This window comes from Janthinobacterium sp. NFX145, assembly GCF_049810325.1.
In the GTDB taxonomy this organism is placed as follows: Bacteria; Pseudomonadota; Gammaproteobacteria; order Burkholderiales; family Burkholderiaceae_D; genus Janthinobacterium; species Janthinobacterium rivuli.
Genome location: NZ_CP187360.1, coordinates 535,234 through 552,606, shown reverse-complemented (window position 1 = coordinate 552,606; position 17,373 = coordinate 535,234). Strand labels below are relative to the sequence as shown.

At 63.0% G+C, this 17,373-nt stretch carries 17 protein-coding genes; 6 read left to right on the top strand and 11 right to left on the bottom strand.

From position 1 onward, the window contains the following. Nucleotides 1-163 precede the first annotated feature (163 nt). The 5 genes from hda to panB all read left to right on the top strand — a co-directional run bounded on the left by hda (nt 164) and on the right by panB (nt 4,333). Nucleotides 164-832, top strand: coding sequence for a DnaA regulatory inactivator Hda (gene hda, locus ACPJXG_RS02405; protein WP_034788687.1), 669 nt, complete (start codon nt 164-166; stop codon nt 830-832). After that, nucleotides 832-1,503, top strand: a complete 672-nt coding sequence (locus tag ACPJXG_RS02400; protein WP_425254702.1) for an HAD family hydrolase — start codon at nt 832-834, stop codon at nt 1,501-1,503. The genes hda and ACPJXG_RS02400 overlap by 1 nt, the downstream gene beginning before the upstream one ends. Continuing rightward, nucleotides 1,496-2,872: a polynucleotide adenylyltransferase PcnB gene (gene pcnB / locus ACPJXG_RS02395; RefSeq protein WP_099376363.1), complete on the top strand. Its 1,377-nt coding sequence runs from the start codon at nt 1,496-1,498 to the stop codon at nt 2,870-2,872. The genes ACPJXG_RS02400 and pcnB overlap by 8 nt, the downstream gene beginning before the upstream one ends. Next, a complete protein-coding gene (gene folK, locus ACPJXG_RS02390) occupies nt 2,872-3,348 on the top strand; it encodes a 2-amino-4-hydroxy-6-hydroxymethyldihydropteridine diphosphokinase (RefSeq protein WP_425253299.1) in 477 nt (158 codons plus the stop codon). The genes pcnB and folK overlap by 1 nt, the downstream gene beginning before the upstream one ends. A gap of 109 nt (nt 3,349-3,457) precedes the next feature. Beyond that, a complete protein-coding gene (gene panB, locus ACPJXG_RS02385) occupies nt 3,458-4,333 on the top strand; it encodes a 3-methyl-2-oxobutanoate hydroxymethyltransferase (protein WP_176388229.1) in 876 nt (291 codons plus the stop codon). A gap of 165 nt (nt 4,334-4,498) precedes the next feature. On the opposite strand, the gene ACPJXG_RS02380 is transcribed toward panB, so the two are convergent. From ACPJXG_RS02380 to ACPJXG_RS02340, 9 genes are all read right to left on the bottom strand, one after another. Next, nucleotides 4,499-4,825, bottom strand: a complete 327-nt coding sequence (locus ACPJXG_RS02380) for a helix-turn-helix transcriptional regulator (protein WP_035822549.1) — start codon at nt 4,823-4,825, stop codon at nt 4,499-4,501. A 1-nt stretch (nt 4,826) separates the two neighbouring features. After that, entirely contained in the window at nt 4,827-6,065 is a 1,239-nt protein-coding gene (locus tag ACPJXG_RS02375) for a type II toxin-antitoxin system HipA family toxin (protein WP_402719588.1), read from the bottom strand. A 147-nt stretch (nt 6,066-6,212) separates the two neighbouring features. Beyond that, a complete protein-coding gene (locus ACPJXG_RS02370; protein ID WP_425253298.1) occupies nt 6,213-7,700 on the bottom strand; it encodes an aldehyde dehydrogenase in 1,488 nt (495 codons plus the stop codon). A gap of 35 nt (nt 7,701-7,735) precedes the next feature. Beyond that, complete coding sequence (locus tag ACPJXG_RS02365) at nt 7,736-8,581, bottom strand: ABC transporter permease (protein ID WP_425253297.1); 846 nt, start codon at nt 8,579-8,581, stop codon at nt 7,736-7,738. Then, nucleotides 8,578-9,507 (bottom strand): ABC transporter permease subunit, encoded by a 930-nt coding sequence (locus tag ACPJXG_RS02360; RefSeq protein WP_425253296.1) that lies wholly within the window; start codon nt 9,505-9,507, stop codon nt 8,578-8,580. Before ACPJXG_RS02360 ends, ACPJXG_RS02365 begins: the two co-directional genes overlap by 4 nt. A gap of 7 nt (nt 9,508-9,514) precedes the next feature. After that, nucleotides 9,515-10,663 (bottom strand): ABC transporter ATP-binding protein, encoded by a 1,149-nt coding sequence (locus tag ACPJXG_RS02355; RefSeq protein WP_425253295.1) that lies wholly within the window; start codon nt 10,661-10,663, stop codon nt 9,515-9,517. Between the two features lie 193 nt (nt 10,664-10,856). Next, complete coding sequence (locus ACPJXG_RS02350) at nt 10,857-12,317, bottom strand: aspartate aminotransferase family protein (protein WP_425253294.1); 1,461 nt, start codon at nt 12,315-12,317, stop codon at nt 10,857-10,859. A 12-nt stretch (nt 12,318-12,329) separates the two neighbouring features. Continuing rightward, nucleotides 12,330-13,700, bottom strand: a complete 1,371-nt coding sequence (locus tag ACPJXG_RS02345; RefSeq protein WP_035822563.1) for a glutamine synthetase family protein — start codon at nt 13,698-13,700, stop codon at nt 12,330-12,332. A 67-nt stretch (nt 13,701-13,767) separates the two neighbouring features. Then, nucleotides 13,768-14,535 carry a gamma-glutamyl-gamma-aminobutyrate hydrolase family protein gene (locus tag ACPJXG_RS02340; RefSeq protein ID WP_425253293.1) on the bottom strand — a complete coding sequence of 256 codons (768 nt, stop codon included), beginning with the start codon at nt 14,533-14,535 and terminating at the stop codon, nt 13,768-13,770. Between the two features lie 39 nt (nt 14,536-14,574). On the opposite strand from ACPJXG_RS02340, the gene ACPJXG_RS02335 reads away from it, so the two are divergent. Then, nucleotides 14,575-15,963, top strand: a complete 1,389-nt coding sequence (locus ACPJXG_RS02335; RefSeq protein WP_374106357.1) for an MFS transporter — start codon at nt 14,575-14,577, stop codon at nt 15,961-15,963. Between the two features lie 6 nt (nt 15,964-15,969). Here the strand turns inward: ACPJXG_RS02335 and ACPJXG_RS02330 are convergent, their stop codons facing one another. Together ACPJXG_RS02330 and ACPJXG_RS02325 are read right to left on the bottom strand one after the other, a co-directional pair. Continuing rightward, nucleotides 15,970-16,782 (bottom strand): hypothetical protein, encoded by an 813-nt coding sequence (locus ACPJXG_RS02330; protein WP_425253292.1) that lies wholly within the window; start codon nt 16,780-16,782, stop codon nt 15,970-15,972. Continuing rightward, on the bottom strand, nt 16,779-17,345 hold the full coding sequence (locus tag ACPJXG_RS02325) for a sigma-70 family RNA polymerase sigma factor (protein ID WP_425253291.1): 567 nt from the start codon (nt 17,343-17,345) through the stop codon (nt 16,779-16,781). The genes ACPJXG_RS02330 and ACPJXG_RS02325 overlap by 4 nt, the downstream gene beginning before the upstream one ends. Nucleotides 17,346-17,373: the final 28 nt, after the last annotated feature.

Below are 17,373 nucleotides of genomic sequence, written 5' to 3'. Positions count from 1 at the left end.
GCGGCCGGCGATGCTCACCGTACTACAGTACGGTTGCGCTTCTCGGCCACAAATCGCTGCCGCTCGCTACGCTTCTGTCAGGCACCCGACACAAAAAATGTTAAACTAACAACAGCGACGACGACGCACAAGCAGTAATGAAAAACAGGACAAGGCGTACGCCATGAAACAACTGGTGCTCGATTTAGGCACAGACCAGGCGCACAGCCTCGATACCTTCGAGGTGGGACAGAATGCCGAAGTGGCGCAGCTGATGCGCCAGTTCGCCGCGCGCACGTCGCGCGAACATTTTGCCTACCTGTGGGGCGAACTGGCCGCCGGCAAGAGCCACCTGCTCAAGGCCCTGGCCAGCACCGAGCGCGCGCGCTACATTTCGCCCTTCTCGATCGAGTCCGAATTCGTGTATTCGCCCGACGTCGACCTGTACCTGCTCGACGACTGCGAAAAACTGTCGCCGCTGGCGCAGATCGACGCCTTTGCCCTGTTCAATGAAATCCGCGCCAACAAGGCCTATATGGTGTGCAGCGGCGCCGTGCCGCCCGCCGTGCTGCCCGTGCGCGAAGACTTGCGCACGCGCATGGGCTGGGGCCTGATCTATCAGATCCACGGCTTGACCGACGATGAAAAAATCGCCGCCCTGACCCAGGCGGCCACCACCCGCGGCTTGACCTTGTCGCCCGGCGTGTTACCCTATCTGCTGTCCCATTTCCGGCGCGACATGCGTTCGCTGTCGACGATGCTGGACTCTCTCGACCTCTACTCCCTTGAAACCCAACGCCCGATCACCTTGCCATTGTTGCGCGAGTTGCTGCAGGCGGAAGCGAAAGAATGATGAATCTGGCCCTGTTTGACCTCGACCACACCCTGCTGCCCATCGACTCGGATCACGAGTGGGGCGAATTCCTGGTACGCATCGGTGCCGTGGACGCCGCCGAATTCACCCGCCGCAACGACGAATTTTTCGCCCAATACCAGGCCGGCACGCTCGATCCGGTGGAATACCTGGAATTCTCGCTCGGTACCCTGGCGCAATTCCCGCGCGAACGCCTCGAAGCGCTGCACCGGCAATTCATGGCCGAAGTGGTCATGCCGGCCATCCGCCCGGAAGTCGTGGCCCTGCTGAAACAGCACCAGGACGCGGGCGACCTGCTGGCCATCGTCACGGCCACCAACCATTTCATCACCAAACCCATCGCCGATGTGCTGGGCGTCGAGCACCTGCTGGCCGCCATGCCCGAATATGACGACGCAGGCAATGTCACGGGCAAGCTGGTCGGCACGCCGACCCTGGGCGCGGGCAAGCTGACCCACACCCACGCCTGGCTGGAAAAGATGGGCAAGGAACTGGGGCAGTTCGAGCGCAGCTATTTTTACAGCGATTCGCACAACGACATTCCCCTGCTGTCGGTCGTGACCCACCCTGTCGCGACCAACCCCAACACCGCTTTGAGCGCACACGCATCCCTCCACGGCTGGCCATCACTTCACTTATTCAATGATTAAAAAATTCATCCGCAAGATCCTCGGCGTTAAAAAAGAGGCAGCGCGCGACACCACGGCACCCATCGTGCTCGGTCCTGCGCAACACGGAATCGACCCGAAACTGGTGTCGTCGAATGCCATCCGCGTCACCAGCAGCCTGCAGGAAGCGGGCTTCGAGGCTTTTGTCGTCGGTGGCGCCGTGCGCGATCTGCTGCTGGGCGTGAAACCGAAAGACTTCGACATCGCCACCAACGCCACGCCGGAACAGGTCAAGCGCCTGTTCCGCCGCGCCTTCATCATCGGCAAGCGCTTCCAGATCGTGCACGTGATGTTCGGCCAGGATTTGCTGGAAGTGACGACCTTCCGCGGCGCCGGCGCCGACTCCGCGCCCAAGGATGAACATGGCCGCGTCCTGCGCGACAACACCTTCGGCTTGCAGCACGAAGACGCGCTGCGCCGCGACTTCACCATCAACGCCATGTACTACAACCCGGCCACGCAGGAAGTGCTGGACTACCACGGCGGCGTGGAAGACATCCGCGCCAAGACCTTGCGCATGATCGGCAAACCGGAAGAGCGCTACCGCGAAGACCCCGTGCGCATGCTGCGCGTGGTGCGCTTCGCCGCCAAGCTGAAATTCACCATCGAGCCGCACACGGCCGCGCCGATTCCCATCATGGCCCCGCTGATCAACAACGTGCCGGCGCCGCGCGTGTTCGACGAGATGCTGAAACTGCTGATGAGCGGCCACGCGCTGGCCTGCCTGCAGCAGCTGCGCAAGGAAGGCTTGCATCACGGCCTGCTGCCGCTGCTCGACGTGGTGCTGGAGCAGCCGCTGGGCGCGAAATTCGTCACCCTGGCGCTGGACGCCACGGACCAGCGCATCGCGGCCGGCAAGACCGTCTCGCCGGGCTTTTTGTTTGCCTCGCTGCTGTGGCATCAGGTGCTGGAAAAATGGACGGCCTACCGCGCCGCCGGCGAGTCGACCATTCCCGCGCTGCACCTGGCGGCCGACGACGTGCTCGATTCGCAAACGGAAAAACTGGCCTTGCAGCGCAAGATCGGCTCCGACATGCGCGACATCTGGTCGATGCAGCCGCGCTTCGAGCGCCGTGTCGGCAAGGCGCCGTACAAACTGCTCGAACACCTGCGCTTCCGCGCCGGCTACGACTTCCTGCTGCTGCGCTGCGCTTCGGGCGAGATCGACATGGACATCGGCGAATGGTGGACGGCCTTTTATGAAGGCGACGAGGAAACGCGCGAAGCGCTGCTCGTCAGCGCCAATGCCGCACCGGGCGCCGTCAAGAAAAAGCGTCCGCCACGCCGCAGCACGCGCAGCAAGACCAGCACGGGCGGCGGCTCGACCACCGGCAGCAGCAGCGGCGAATAATGGTAGTCATTGCTTACATCGGTATCGGTGCCAACCTGGGCGACGCGCGCGCGAATGTGCAAGATGCCATCGCGCGCCTGGCGCGCTTGCCCGGCGCCAGCCTGCTGGACGCCTCGGCCAGCTACCGCACGGCGCCCATAGCTTCCAGCGGTGACGACTACATCAACGCCGTGGCGCGCATCACGACTACCCTGCCGGCAGAGGAATTGCTGCAGGCCCTGCACGCCATCGAGGCGGCGCACGGGCGCGAACGGCCCTACCGCAACGCCCCGCGCACCCTGGACCTGGACTTGCTGCTGTACGGCGATGAACAGATCGCCAGCGCCACACTGACGGTGCCGCATCCGCGCCTCACCGAACGCGCCTTCGTGCTGGTGCCGCTGCTGGCACTGGCGCCCGCCATCGTCGTGCCCGGACTCGGGCCGGCGCAGGCCTACCTGGCAACGGTGGCCGACCAGGCCATCAGCCAGCTCTGAGCCGCTGCGCCAGACATACACTACAATGCCGTCCCTGCAGCACGCCGCATAAAGTACTACACTAGCGGCGTCGCAATCGCATCACCCCCTTTCACTCTAGAGAATACCTATGTCCGCTTATTTGCAAGGAACAGATCTGGCCGCAAAAGACAAGGCCGCCACACCGGCGCCGGCGCCATCCAAGCCTGTCGCCAACAAGGCCGTGACCATCCACACGCTGGCTACGCTGCGCGCCGCCGGCGAAAAGATCACCATGCTGACCTGCTATGACGCCAGCTTCGCGTCCCTGATGGACCGCTGCGGCGTGGAGATCCTGCTGATCGGCGATTCGCTCGGCATGGTCTGCAATGGCCATAGCTCCACTTTGCCCGTCACCGTGGCCGAACTGGCTTACCACACGGCTTCCGTGGCGCGCGGCAGCAAGTCGGCCATGATCGTTGCCGACCTGCCGTTCGGCGCGTACGGCACGCCCGAGACAGCCTATGCCAACGCCGTCATCCTGATGCAGGCTGGCGCACACATGATCAAGATCGAGGGCGGCGCCTGGCTGGCCGAGACCGTGCGTTTCCTCTCCGAGCGCGGCATTCCCATCTGCGCCCACATCGGCCTGACGCCGCAATTCGTGCACCAGCTGGGCGGCTATAAAGTCCAGGGCAAGAGCACGGAAAGCGCGGCGGAACTGAAGAACGACGCGCTGGTGCTGCAAAACGCAGGCGCCGCCATCGTGCTGATGGAAGCCATGCCGACGCAACTGGGCAAGGAAGTGACCGACATGCTGACGATTCCGACCATCGGCATCGGCGCAGGTCCCGACTGCTCGGGCCAGGTGCTCGTCATGCACGACATGCTGGGCGTCTTCCCAGGCCGCAAAGCGCGCTTCGTGCGCAACTTCATGGAAGGCGCGGCCAGCATCGACGACGCCGTCACCGGCTACGTCAAAGCCGTCAAGGATGGCAGCTTCCCGGCGCTGGAACACTGCTTCTGATCCAAGTAACCCCCATAAATTATTGTGATTTCTGACTTCCATAACCGGCACTCTGCGGCGTTGCCCACCGCTCGCAGTGCTCGCACTGCGTCGCGGCGGACGCCTTGCATAGCATCCGGCTATGTTCGTCATAACTTCACAATAATTTCCTGAGGATTACTTAGCCTATTGAGGCGATATCGCCCCGGTACTTGCCGGGGCGATTTTTTTTTCGCGTAGCGTTTCTGTCCGTACAAACGCCACCTCCAGTCCAAAAAACTGCCCTATCCGGTTCAGTGACTGGATGGTCGGATTGCCCTTGCCGTTCTCGATTTCCTTGATGGTTTTCAGGCTGACTCCTCGGTGTTCCGCAAATTGAGCCTGCGTCATGCGCGAGATGGCGCGCATCTCCTTCACCGCATGCTGGAGCGTGACTTCACCGCGCGCGATGGCGTCGTAGAGCACCGCCCTGCGCTGCCTGAGCTGTTCCTTGTCGATATGGGTGCGCGCCATCTCAGTGCTCCCCCAGCGCGCTCAATTGTTCAATCTGCGTGGCGATGTGAGGCCTGAGAAAGGCGACGATATCATCATCCACGCCTGCCTGCAGCATGCGCCGCTCCAGCTCGACGAGTCGTTGGCCGAAGCGGTAAAGTTCAACCTGAATGTGATTGCGCTCCACGTCGGCAATATCCATGGCGGCCAGAATGGCAGGCCATGCATGCAGCTCTTTTTTGCTGACCGGATGGTACCAGCGCGCTGCCCGCGCAATGCCTGCCGGGTCCAGATACATGGGCGCAAAATCGAACAAGGGCGTGAGACGCACGTTGGCACCGATCTTTTGAACGGCGGTATTGCGTGCGTGATTGTCGGTATTGCGCATGGCCAGGTTCAATATGTCGCGCTTGAGGAATTCAACGGTCTCGGTGGTCTTGTCGCTGACGACGGCGCGCAATGCCTGCAACAGCTCGAACTGGCTGGGCGAAGCTTCAAATCCAACGATGCCGGCTAACGAAGCCGCACTTTCCTGATGCAGGCGAAGTACCTTGCCATCCCGGACTATCCGGTCAAAGCGTGGAATGAACAGGGTATCTTCCTGGTAGCGAAGCTCGCCAGCCGTGCGCAAGCCCATCGCGCTCGCCACGCGCATGTAGGCCGCTTCATTTCTCAGCACCTTGTCATCGCTCGGGGTCTTGCCCCGCGCCCGCTTGACGATAAAATGCGCTGCCGCGCGCTCGTCGGCCAATGCGCCATCCGCATGCCACATTCCGTCATGGTCCGTCGTCAGCAAATATTTCGGCGCCGCGCCCTGGACACCGAGGCTACCTGCTGCCAGCATGCTGTGTACCAGCATGCGTTCGTGAAATGCCTCGCCGCGTCCAATGATGTCTTCCAATGACAACCCGTGCATGGGTGTGTCGGTCTCGTGGCGGGCAAGATGCTGTTCATAGTATTGCACTGCCTCGGCAACGCGGACACACCCGATGGGATTGAAGGCACCGGCGCACATCAACGGAAAATCGGCGGCAGGACCATCCGCCAGTTGCAGCTGCCCCAGCAGATACGCCCGCCCACTCCCCTGGGGGATCAGGTCAAACACAAAGGCTGGCCATTGCGCCAACCTCTGCATATCTGCCGTGACGGGAAAGCGCAGCGATACGGGTTCGACTTTTTTCTCGAAGGCATAATCGAGGTCGTACTCAAACAGCGTGGCAGTACGGGGGTTGCCGCCGGCGGGTTCGAGCAGGGTAAGCAATGCACAATCTTTCCATACTTCCTCATGAAAGATTTGAAAATGACACTCCATACCGCCCCCAAAATAGTCCCTATAACACCTAATTTAGCATATTTTTGCCAATAATTAGATCTTATAGGAGCTAATTATCGCGATAATCGACGCACCCTACCCCACCTGTATCCAAGTCGTCTTCAGCTCCGTGTACTTGTCCAGCGCGTGCAATGACTTGTCACGCCCATTGCCCGACTGCTTGTAGCCGCCAAACGGCACGGTGATGTCGTCGCCGTCGTACTGGTTGACGTGCACGGTGCCCGCGCGCAGGGCGCGCGCCGTCTGGATGGCCTTGCTGATGTCGGACGTCCACACGGCCGCCTGCAAGCCGTACGGCGTGGCGTTGGCCTGCTGTACCGCCTCGGCGATATCCGTAAAACCCAGCACGGAAAGCACAGGCCCGAAAATCTCTTCGCGGGCGATCGTCATGCCCGCGTCCACGCCGAAAATGGTCGGCTGCACGTAATAGCCACCCGTATCAAGGCGTACGGCTTCGCCGCCACCGAGCAATTGCGCGCCTTCGTTCTTGCCGGCCGCGATGTAGCCCATCACCGTCTGCATCTGGGTGGCGTCGACGATGGCGCCCATGACGGTGGCTTCGTCGAGCGGGTCGCCCGGCTGGAAGCGGGGCAGCATGGCCAGCGCCTTGGCGATAAATACATCCTTGATCGATTCTTCCACGAACAGCCGCGAGGGTGCGTTGCAGCTTTCGCCCTGGTTGAAAAAGATGGAGCCGACGGCGGCCGCCACGGCCTTGTCCAGGTCCGGGCAATCGGCGCAAACGATGTTGGCGGACTTGCCGCCCAATTCCGTCCACGCCAGTTTCAGGTTCGACTGGCCCGCCATCTGCACGATCAATTTGCCCGTGCGCGTGGAACCCGTAAAGCCGATGCAATCGACATCCATGTGCAGCGCCAGCGCGGCGCCGGCCTCGTTGCCGTAACCGGGCAGCACGTTGAAGACGCCCGCCGGCACGCCCGCTTCCAGCGCGATGTCGGCCAGGCGCAAGGCCGTCAGCGGCGATTTTTCGGATGGTTTCAATATCACGCTGTTGCCGGCCGCGAGGGCGGGCGCGATCTTCCAGGCGGCCATGATCATCGGGTAATTCCACGGCACGATGGCGGCGACAACGCCCACCGGTTCGCGCGTGATCAGGGCCAGGCTGTTGGCGGGTGTCGGTGCGATTTCATCGTAGACCTTGTCGATCGCCTCGCCATACCAGCGCAGGCAATTGGCCGTGGAGCCCACGTCCACGCTCTGGCTGTATTTGATCGGCTTGCCCATGTCCAGGGTTTCCAGCAGGGCCAGCTCGGGACCGTATTTCTGCACCAGGTCGGCGAACTTGATCAATATCCGCTTGCGCTGCGCGGGCGACTTGCCTGCCCAGCGGCGGTCGTCAAAGGCGGCGCGGGCGGCCTGCACGGCCGCATCCACGTCGGCAGTGTCGCAGCGGGCCACCTGCCCCAGCAAGCGCCCGTCGATGGGCGACAGCTTATCGAACGTCTGGCCGGATATGGAACCTGTCCGCTTGCCATTGATGACAGCGCGTCCATCGATCGTCAGCGCTGCGGCCCGTGCATGCCAGCTGGTGTTTTCCGTCATGGTCGTCTCCTGCAAGGTGAAAACGCCAGCTTACTCTAGTCTTCCAAATACGCCGCAGACAGTTGCTTGCGGCGTCTGCGGTCGGCGCGCGCCAGCATCACGGCATACGCGATCACGGCGAGCGTCACGACGAGGATGGTCAGCGCGGCGATGGCATTCACGCGTGGGTCCAGCCCCAGGCGCGCACGCGAGAAGATCACCAGCGGCATCGTCGTCGAGCCGGGGCCGGACAGGAAAGCCGACAGCACCACATCGTCCAGCGACAGGGTAAACGTCAGCAGCCAGGCGGACGCCAGGGCCTGGGTGATGTTCGGCAGGGTCACGAGGAAGAACACCTGGTGCGCGCGGCAGCCCAGGTCCATGGCCGCTTCGGCCAGCGATTTACTCATCTCCTGCAGGCGCGACTGCACCACCACGGCCGCATACGCCATGCCCAGCAGGGTGTGGCCGAGCCAGATGGTCAGCACGCCCCGCTCGGGAAAACCGAAGACCTTTTGCATGGACACCAGCATCAGCAGCAAGGACAGGCCGATGATCACTTCCGGCATCACCAAAGGCGCGCTGACCATGGCGGAAAACACGGTGCGGCCGCGGAAGCGCTGGTAGCTGGTCAAGGCAAAGGCGGCGAAGGTGCCGAGGATGACGGACGAGGTGGCCGACATGAAGGCGATCTTCAGCGACAAGCCGAAACCCGAGATGATCTCCGTATCGCTCATCAACTCGCTGTACCAGCGCAGCGAAAAACCGCTCCACACCATGTCCTGGCGCGAGCTGTTGAACGAGAAGACGATCAGCACGATGATGGGCAGGTACAGGAACAGATAGCCGAGCGAAAGCCAGCCGCGGCCGAACCAGCGCTGCAGGAAAGTACGTCCGTTCATGTGCGCTCCTCCGCGTCCTGATCCGTCTTGTATTTGTTAAAAATGGCCATCGGCACGAGGATCAGCAAGACCACCAGCACCGTCACCGACGACGCCATGGCCCAATCGTTATTGGTGAAGTATTCATCCCACAGCACGCGGCCGATCATCAGGGTTTCCGGGCCGCCCAGCAGCTCGGGAATCACGTATTCGCCCACGGAAGGAATGAACACCAGCATGGCGCCGGCGATGATGCCCGATTTCGACAGGGGCACGGTGATGCGCCAGAACGCCTGCAAGGGCGTGGCGCCCAGGTCGGCCGCCGCTTCCAGGAAACGCATGTCCATTTTCACCAGGTTCGCATATAGGGGCAAAATCATGAACGGCAGGTAGGCGTACACCATGCCGACCACCAGCGAGAACGAAGTGTTCATCATGTGCAGCGGTTCGCTCACCACGCCCAGCGCGATCAGCAGGTCGTTGAGCAAGCCGTGGTTGGCCAGGATGCCCTTCCACGCATACACGCGCAGCAGGAACGAGGTCCAGAACGGCAGCATCACCAGCATCATCAGCACGGGACGGATGGACGGTTTCGCGCGCGCCATGAAGTAGGCGAACGGGTAGCCGATAAACAGGCAGATGGCCGTGGTGATGGCCGCGTATTTCAATGAACTGAGATAGGTGAGCAGATACAGTTCATCGGCGGCGATGAACAGGTAATTGGCGATTTTGACCTTCAGCACGACGATGCCGTCGACATACGACAGCAAGCCGCCGAACGGGCTGCCCGCCGTGTCCATGTCGGACAGGCTGATGCGCAGCACGATCAGAAACGGTACCAAAAAAGCGGCCGTCAGGAACAGCGACGGCACGGCGATGACGGCATTGCGGCCGGTAAGCCAGCGCAGGGTGACGAGCTTGCGCAGCGATTGCAGGAGGGACGTCATGATGGCCTCAGCTGGTCAGCACGACGATGTCGGCGCCATCCCACCATACCCACACGCGCTGCTCGCGTTCGAGGCGCGCGGCGTCGTGGCGGGCCGCGTTGGTGCGCGAGACTTTCACCACCGTGCCGCTGTCGAGGCGCACGTGATAGCTGGTTTCATTGCCAAAATACGCCATGGCGACGATCACGCCCTGGGCGCAGTTGTAGCCGTGTTCCTTTGGTGACGCGCGCTCTTCCAAAGTGGGTGGCGCGATCTGGATGCCGATTTTTTCGGGGCGCACGGCCACCGAGACATCCATGCCCAGGTTGCCCGTGATACCGTGCGAAACATAGTGCTCGCCATCGGGCGTGGCGATCACCACGTGATCCGGTTCGTCCTGCGTGATGTGGCCGTCGAACAGGTTGACGCTGCCGATGAAGTCGGCGACAAAACGGCAGTTCGGCGTTTCATAGATTTCGCCGGGTGCGCCCACCTGCAGGATGCGCCCTTCGCTCATGACGGCGATGCGCGTGGCCATGCTCATGGCTTCATCCTGGTCGTGCGTGACCATCACGCAGGTGACGCCCACCTGCTCGATGATGTTGACCAGTTCCATCTGCGTGCGTTCGCGCAGTTTTTTATCCAGCGCGCCCAGCGGCTCGTCGAGCAGCAGCAATTGCGGCCGCTTGGCCAGGCTGCGCGCCAGCGCCACGCGCTGCTGCTGCCCGCCCGACAGCTGATGCGGCTTGCGTTTCGCGTATTGGCCCAGCTGCACCAGCGCCAGCATCTGCTCGACCCGCGCCGCCACTTCCGCTTTCGGCAAGCCGTCGCGGCGCAGGCCGAAGGCGATGTTGTCCCACACGGACAAATGCGGGAACAGCGCGTACGACTGGAACATCATGTTGATGGGACGCTGGTGCGGCGGCACATCGACGATGCTGTTGCCCGCCAGGGCGATCCTGCCCGACGTCGGCGTCTCGAAGCCCGCCAGCATGCGCAGCAAGGTCGACTTGCCGCAACCTGAACTGCCCAGCAGGGCGAAGATCTCGCCCTTGTTGATCGTCACGGAAATATCATTGACGGCGCGCACGCCATCGAATTCCTTGACCAGTTGATCAATCAGCAAGAAAGGCGCTGGGGCGTCGCTGGCCGACGCGGCGGGTGTTGCTATCGTCATGTGGGTGCTTTGGGTAAGTGGGTGTCAAAATGAAAAACTGGCCGCTACAAAGAGCGGCCAGGATGGAAGTTTAGCGGAACTGCCGCTTATCTGGTCTAAAAATTGTACAGATGTCGATAAAAACCCAACAGCAGAGACTGGGGTCGTACCCTCAGGGTACGACCCCGGCCCTTGCGTTTGGGTTCGACGATAGCTACATCCAGCCCTTCGCTTTCACATCCGCATACGTCTTGTCCAGGCACACCCTTATCAAGCCCACCATTTCATCGATCTGCGCGCGCGTCATCACCAGCGGCGGGGCGACGATCATGCGCTCGCCCACGGCGCGCATGATGACGCCGTTGTCGAACATGTGGCCGCGGCAAATCATGCCCACGCCCTGGCTTTCGTCGAACAGCTCGTTTTCGTGCACGGTGGCGCCCTTCTTGCGCACCAGGTTCAGGCCCGCGACCAGGCCGCAACTGTCCGCATAGCCGACCAGCGGATGTTCGCCCAGGCTGGCGAAGCACTGCTGCAGGTACGGCCCCGTATCCTCGGCCACCTTGGCCACCAGTTGTTCCTCCTCGATGATGCGGATGTTTTCCAGCGCGGCCGCGCAGGCGACGGGGTGGCCGGAATACGTGAAGCCGTGGGTGAACTCTCCGCCCTGTTCAATCAAGACTTTAGCGACGCGGTCGCCCACCAGCACGCCGCCCAGCGGCACGTAGCCCGAGGTGACGCCCTTGGCAAACGTGATCAGGTCGGGCTTGATGCCGAACAGTTCGGAACCGAACCAGCGCCCCAGGCGGCCGAAGCCGCAGATGACTTCATCGGCGATCAGCAAGATGCCGTACTTGTCGCAGATGCGCTGGATTTCGGGCCAGTAGGTCGATGGCGGGATGATGACGCCGCCCGCGCCCTGCACCGGCTCGCCGATGAAGGCGGCCACCTTGTCGGCGCCGATTTCCAGGATTTTGTCTTCCAGCCAGCCAGCCGCCTTCAGGCCGAATGCCTCGGGAGTCAATCCATGGCCCGACTCCAGGTAATTGGGCTGGCCGATATGCGCGATGCCCGGTATCGGCATGCCGCCCTGCGCATGCATGCCATCCATGCCCCCCAGCGACGCTCCCGCCACCGTGCTGCCGTGATAGGCGTTGTGGCGGCTGATGATGGTATGTCTCTCCTTGTAGCCGAGGATATCCCAGTAGCGGCGCACCATGCGCAGATTCGTGTCGTTGCCTTCGGAACCTGAACTGGTGAAGAACACGTGCTGGAACTGCGGCGGCGATATCTGCGCCAGCTTGGCGGCCAGCTGCGCGGCCGGCACGTTCGTCGTGCCAAAGAAGCTGTTATAGAACGGCAGCGTCTCCATCTGCCGGTACACGGCTTGCGAGATCGACGTGCGGCCATAGCCGACGTTGACGCACCACAGGCCCGACATGCCGTCGACGATTTTCTTGCCCTGGCTATCCCACAGATAGACGCCGTCGCCGCGCACCATCACGCGCGCGCCCTTGCTTGCCAGATCTTTAAAATCGGTAAATGGATGCAGGTAGTGGGCCGAGTCCATCTGCTGGATGGCGTTTGTATCGTACACCTGCGGCGCCGCGTTTTTCTGCGCCACGGAGGATACAAAAGCGGCGCTCGGCGCCAGCGGATTGTTGGATGTGCTCATTGATATCCTTTCTTAAACATGGAGCAGAAGATGTTCGCGCTCCCACGGGCTGATCACGGTCATGAACTCCTGGTGTTCCAGGTCCTTGATGGCCGCATACACGTCGATGAAGCGCTCGCCCAGCACCGTGCGCAGCTTGTCTTCCGCGCGCAGCAACTGCAGGGCCTCGGGCAAGCCTTGCGGCAGTTCGAACTTCATGTCGTAGGCGCTGCCCACCATCATCGGTGTCGCTTCCAGCTGCTCCGTCATGCCAAGGTAGCCGCAGGCCAAAGTGACGGCCAGGGCCAGGTAGGGATTGGCGTCGGCGCCGATGATGCGGTTTTCCACGCGGCGGTCCTGCACGCCCGATTCGGGCACGCGAAAACCCACCGTGCGGTTGTCCAGGCCCCATTGAATATTGATCGGCGCGGCCGTGTGGCGCACGATGCGGCGATAGGAATTCACGTAGGGCGCGACGATGGCCATGGCCGATGGCATATAGCGCTGCAAGCCCGCGATGTAATGCTTGAAGATGGGCGCGGCCGAACCGTCCTCGTTACTGAAGATGTTCAGGCCCGTCTTCGCATCGACGACGCTCTGGTGCACGTGCATGGCGGAACCTGGTTCGCCCGCCATGGGCTTGGCCATGAAGGTGGCGTACATATCGTGTTTCAAGGCCGCTTCGCGCAGGGTGCGCTTGAAGAAAAATACCTTGTCGGCCAGGCCCAGGGGGTCGCCGTGCAGGAAGTTGATTTCCATCTGCCCCGCGCCGATTTCGTGGATCAGCGTATCGACGTCAAGATTCATCAATTCGCAGTAATCGTAGATATCCTCGAACAGGGGATCGAACTCGTTGACGGCGTCGATGCTGTAGACCTGGCGGCTCGTCTCGGCCCGGCCGCTGCGCCCGATGGGCGGCTTCAGCGGCAAGTCCGGGTCCGTGTTCTTCGCCGTCAGGTAGAACTCCAGTTCCGGCGCCACCACGGGTTTCCAGCCCTTGTCCGCATACAGTTTCAGCACGCGCCGCAGCACGGAGCGCGGGGCGAAATCGACCAGCGCGCCATCGGCAAAATAGCAGTCGTGGATGACTTGCGCGGTGGGATCCGTGGCCCACGGCACCATGGTGATGGTGGTGGGATCAGCCTTCAAGATCATGTCGCGGTCGGTGCTGGAAATGGCGCGGTCGTAGCCGCCATCGTCGACCGGGTAATTGCCCGTCACCGTCATGCCCAGTACCGCTTCCGGGATGCGCATGCCGCGCTCCTGGGTGAATTTCCCGCGCGGCAGGATCTTGCCCCGCGCCACGCCCGTCAAGTCGGGGACCAGGCATTCGATTTCCGTGACGCGCTTTTCATTGAGCCACAAATCCATGTCCGTATAAGTGAAATTTTCGCGTATTGCCATGTTTCCCTCTCGTTGGTCTTGCGCTTTTCCTGATTAAGCGCCGCATGGTGCTGGTGCGGCGCGCCTGTCATCCTTTCTGTCTATGCTGCTGTTCCTGGTAATCGCGGCATGCCTGGCCGAAGGCGCCGAACAGGCGCATGGACTGCGGATTGTCTTCCACCTGCCATTCCGGATGCCACTGCACGGCCAAGGTAAAACCGGCGGCGCTGGCCACGCTATACGCTTCCACCAGGCCGTCGTCGGCCAGCGCTTCCACCAGCAAGCCATCGGCCAGCCTGGCGATGCCCTGGCCATGCAGGGAATTGACCATCATCTCGCTCTCGCCGCCCAGCAACCGTGACAGCAGGCCGTCGGGCATCAGCTTGATGTGATGCGAAGGCGCGTACTGGCGCGCCAGGGGATCGAGCACGTTTTCACGGTGGTCCTGCATGCCCGGCACCGCATGCACGGCCTGGTGCAGGCTGCCGCCCAGGGCCACGTTGACCTCCTGGAAGCCGCGGCAAATGGCCAGCAGGGGCAACTGACGCGCCAGCGCGGCGCGGATCAGGGGCAAGGTGGTGGCGTCGCGCGCGGGGTCTTGCGGCAGGTCGGGATGGAGGATGTCTTCGCCATACAGGCGAGCGTCGACGTTCGAGGCGGAGCCGGTCAGCATGACGCCGTCGGCGACGTGCAGCGCCGCCTCCAGGTCCGCGTCCGCTCCCAGGGCGGGCAACAGCAGCGGCATGCAGCCGGCGCCGCGCAGCACGGCGTGCAGGTATTTGTCCTGCGCCATGTGCCAGGCGTGGCTGCCAAGCTGGCGCTGGCAGGCGGGAACGAGAACGATGGGACGGCGCATGGAGCTTCCTCGCTGGCGTGACGATCCAATGACAGCGCCATGACGGCGCTGCCGCTCGCTTCACTGTACAGCAGAGCCGCAGGCAGCGGCCACACGGATGGGAATGGCCAGCGGTGGCACACATCGCCTACACTACGGCTTTGCAATATTGCTCTTGATAAAATCATCATATGCCCGTCCGGCGCCAAACACCAGCGCCGCAGGCAAAGTCCCTACCTTTCCCATGCATCCACACCGTTTTCCAGCCATCCCGAACACCATTTTCACCCTGCGGGGGCAGCCATGAAGCACATGCCTTGGCGCGACTTCTTCGCCCTCGTCGTCAGCATCGGCGTGGTGGGCCTGGGCCTGGGCGCCACCATGCCGTTGACGGCGCTGACCCTGCACCAGCGCGGCGTGGGCACGGACATCATCGGCATGATCACGGCCGTCAGCGCCCTGGGCATCCTGGCCGCCTCGCCATTCGTCTCGCGCTGGGTGGGACGTTTCGGCGCGCGCGCCACCATGCTGGGCGCCGTATGGGTGGCTTCGCTGGCGACGATCGCCATGCAGTGTACCGACCACCTGCTGGCGTGGAGCGTGCTGCGCTTCCTGTTCGGCGGCGCCATGGGCGTGCTGTTTACCATCGGCGAAGCGTGGGTGAACCGGCTGGCGCCCGATAATTCGCGGGGAAGAGTGGTGGCCATGTACACCACCAGTTTTACTTTTTTCCAGCTGATCGGCCCTGCCCTCGTGGCGCTGTTCAATGACAAGATTTCCTGGAGCTTCGCCGCCTGCGGCCTGCTGTTTTTGCTGGCCGTGCCGGGATTGATGCTGATCTCGAACAGCGGCCCGGAAAAGGAACCGGAAGAGCATGGCGTAAAGTGGACATTGATCTTGCCGCGCATGCCGATGATCGTGCTCGGCGCCGCCTTCTTCGCCCTGTTCGACACCCTGGCATTGAGCTTGCTGCCCCTGTACGCGATGGAACACGGTATCGGCACGGATCTGGCCCTGCTGTCGGCCACCGTGGTGCTGGTGGGCGACACGGGCCTGCAATTCGCGCTGGGATGGATGGCCGACCGCTACGGCCGCGCCAAAGTCCACGCGGGCTGCGGCGTGGCCGTCTGCCTGTTGCTGCCGCTGCTGCCATTTGCCGTCGGCACGCCGTGGCTGTGGTGGACCTTGCTGCTGTTGCTGGGCGCTGCGGCGGGCGGCATCTACATGCTGGCGCTGGTGGCTTGCGGCGAACGGTTTACGGGCCTGTCGCTGACCAGCGCCAGCGCCATCGTCAACGCCACCTGGGGCATCACCAGCGGCGGCGGCCCCCTGCTGACGGGCGTCCTGATGCAATCGGTGGGCGTGAACGCCCTGCCGGCCGTGATGTGGGTGTGCGCCGCCATTTTCGTCGGCAGCGCCGTGTGGGAACGCAGGAAGGGGATCGTCTAGCGTTTTTTACTTACTCTCCAGCCGCTGCCGCAGTTCCTCGGCCACCGGATAATCGGGATACGCCTGCCGGAAGGCTGTCCACTCCTCCTGCGCCAGCGCACCTTCGCCCGCCTTGAGCAGGGCGTCGATCTTCACCAGCCACACGGAAGCGTCGAGCCTGGCCGGTGGTGGCAGCGGCGCCGACTTTGCCACGACGGGCGCGGGCATGGCCAGCGCCCGCTGTGCCGGCGCCTGGCGCTGCAGGCTGGCTTCGGCCTGCATGGCCGCTTGCTGCTCCATCGCCTCCCGCATTGCCGGAGGTGGAGGCGGGGCCGGTGGCGCTAGCGGAGAAACGGGTGCTGACACGGGTGCTGGCACTGGCTCGGCTTGCGCCGGCGGCCTCGGTGCCGCCTTGACCATGGCGCGCGGTGCTGGCGGTAGTGGCGCAAACTCAGTCGCAGGTGCGGCCGCCGGTGCAATGACCGGTGCGGCTTCCCGCATCACCTCTTGCGTGACCGGTTCCCCCACCACGGGAAATTGCGCCGGCTTCGAACCGAACCAGTCCACGCCGATCAGGTTCACCGTCAACAGCACGGCGGCGGCCAATCCCAGCGGAACGCGCCAGCGCTGCAGGTAGTCGGGCGCCTTCTTGACGGGCAGGGTGCGCAGCACGCCATCGGCGCTGTCGTTCGCGGCGACTGGTTGCGGCAAGGCTTTTTCCGCGTCGGCCAGGATGGCCGCATCAAGCGCGCTGGAAGGCGCGGGCTGCGGCAGACTGGCCAGCAGCGCCTTCAATTCCTCGTCATGCAAATCGTCGTTATCTTGATCGTGCGTCTTCATGCCTGTCCTCCCGTGCCAGCGACGCTGTCCAAGCCCGCGCGCAATTTCTGCATGGCGTAGCGCAGCCGGCTCTTGACGGTTTCCGCTTCCGCCCCCGTCACCACGGCGATCTCCAGAATGCTCATGCCGCTGAACTGCTGCAGCACCAGCGCTTCCTTTTGCTCCACCGGCAGCGCGGCGATGGCCGCATGCAGCAGCGCATGCTGCTGTTTCTGTTCCAGCGATTGCGGCGGCGATGCGCCCCCGTCCGCCAATTCGCCCACTTCATCGTATTCCTGTCCTTCGCGCTGGCGCAGGAGGTCGATCAGGCGGTTGCGCGCGATCTGGTACAGATAGGTACGAAACGCCGCTTGCGGCTGGTAGCCGGCGCGCGCCGCGTGCAGGCTGGCCCACGCATCCTGCACGATCTCGTCCACCCAGGCGCGGCGCGGCGAACGCCAGGCCACGAAGCGGTACAGTCCCTGGCCATGGCGCCGGTACAATTCGCGAAACGACGGCAGGTCGCCGGCGCTGTAGCGCAGCATCAGGTCTTCATCCGTCGCGGTAATGAGGGTGTCGGGCATGCGGAGCAGTGTAGCCGAACTACGCGGC

Bases quoted from the DNA above. Each gene is read 5' to 3' on its own strand.
- hda (WP_034788687.1), top strand. From the start codon at position 164: ATGAAACAACTGGTGCTCGATTTAGGCACAGACCAGGCGCACAGCCTC.
- ACPJXG_RS02350 (WP_425253294.1), bottom strand. From the start codon at position 12,317: ATGAGCACATCCAACAATCCGCTGGCGCCGAGCGCCGCTTTTGTATCC.
- ACPJXG_RS02370 (WP_425253298.1), bottom strand. From the start codon at position 7,700: ATGACGGAAAACACCAGCTGGCATGCACGGGCCGCAGCGCTGACGATC.
- panB (WP_176388229.1), top strand. From the start codon at position 3,458: ATGTCCGCTTATTTGCAAGGAACAGATCTGGCCGCAAAAGACAAGGCC.
- ACPJXG_RS02360 (WP_425253296.1), bottom strand. From the start codon at position 9,507: ATGACGTCCCTCCTGCAATCGCTGCGCAAGCTCGTCACCCTGCGCTGG.
- ACPJXG_RS02345 (WP_035822563.1), bottom strand. From the start codon at position 13,700: ATGGCAATACGCGAAAATTTCACTTATACGGACATGGATTTGTGGCTC.
- ACPJXG_RS02340 (WP_425253293.1), bottom strand. From the start codon at position 14,535: ATGCGCCGTCCCATCGTTCTCGTTCCCGCCTGCCAGCGCCAGCTTGGC.
- ACPJXG_RS02335 (WP_374106357.1), top strand. From the start codon at position 14,575: ATGACGGCGCTGCCGCTCGCTTCACTGTACAGCAGAGCCGCAGGCAGC.
- ACPJXG_RS02355 (WP_425253295.1), bottom strand. From the start codon at position 10,663: ATGACGATAGCAACACCCGCCGCGTCGGCCAGCGACGCCCCAGCGCCT.
- ACPJXG_RS02365 (WP_425253297.1), bottom strand. From the start codon at position 8,581: ATGAACGGACGTACTTTCCTGCAGCGCTGGTTCGGCCGCGGCTGGCTT.
- pcnB (WP_099376363.1), top strand. From the start codon at position 1,496: ATGATTAAAAAATTCATCCGCAAGATCCTCGGCGTTAAAAAAGAGGCA.
- ACPJXG_RS02380 (WP_035822549.1), bottom strand. From the start codon at position 4,825: ATGGCGCGCACCCATATCGACAAGGAACAGCTCAGGCAGCGCAGGGCG.
- ACPJXG_RS02330 (WP_425253292.1), bottom strand. From the start codon at position 16,782: ATGAAGACGCACGATCAAGATAACGACGATTTGCATGACGAGGAATTG.
- ACPJXG_RS02400 (WP_425254702.1), top strand. From the start codon at position 832: ATGAATCTGGCCCTGTTTGACCTCGACCACACCCTGCTGCCCATCGAC.
- folK (WP_425253299.1), top strand. From the start codon at position 2,872: ATGGTAGTCATTGCTTACATCGGTATCGGTGCCAACCTGGGCGACGCG.
- ACPJXG_RS02325 (WP_425253291.1), bottom strand. From the start codon at position 17,345: ATGCCCGACACCCTCATTACCGCGACGGATGAAGACCTGATGCTGCGC.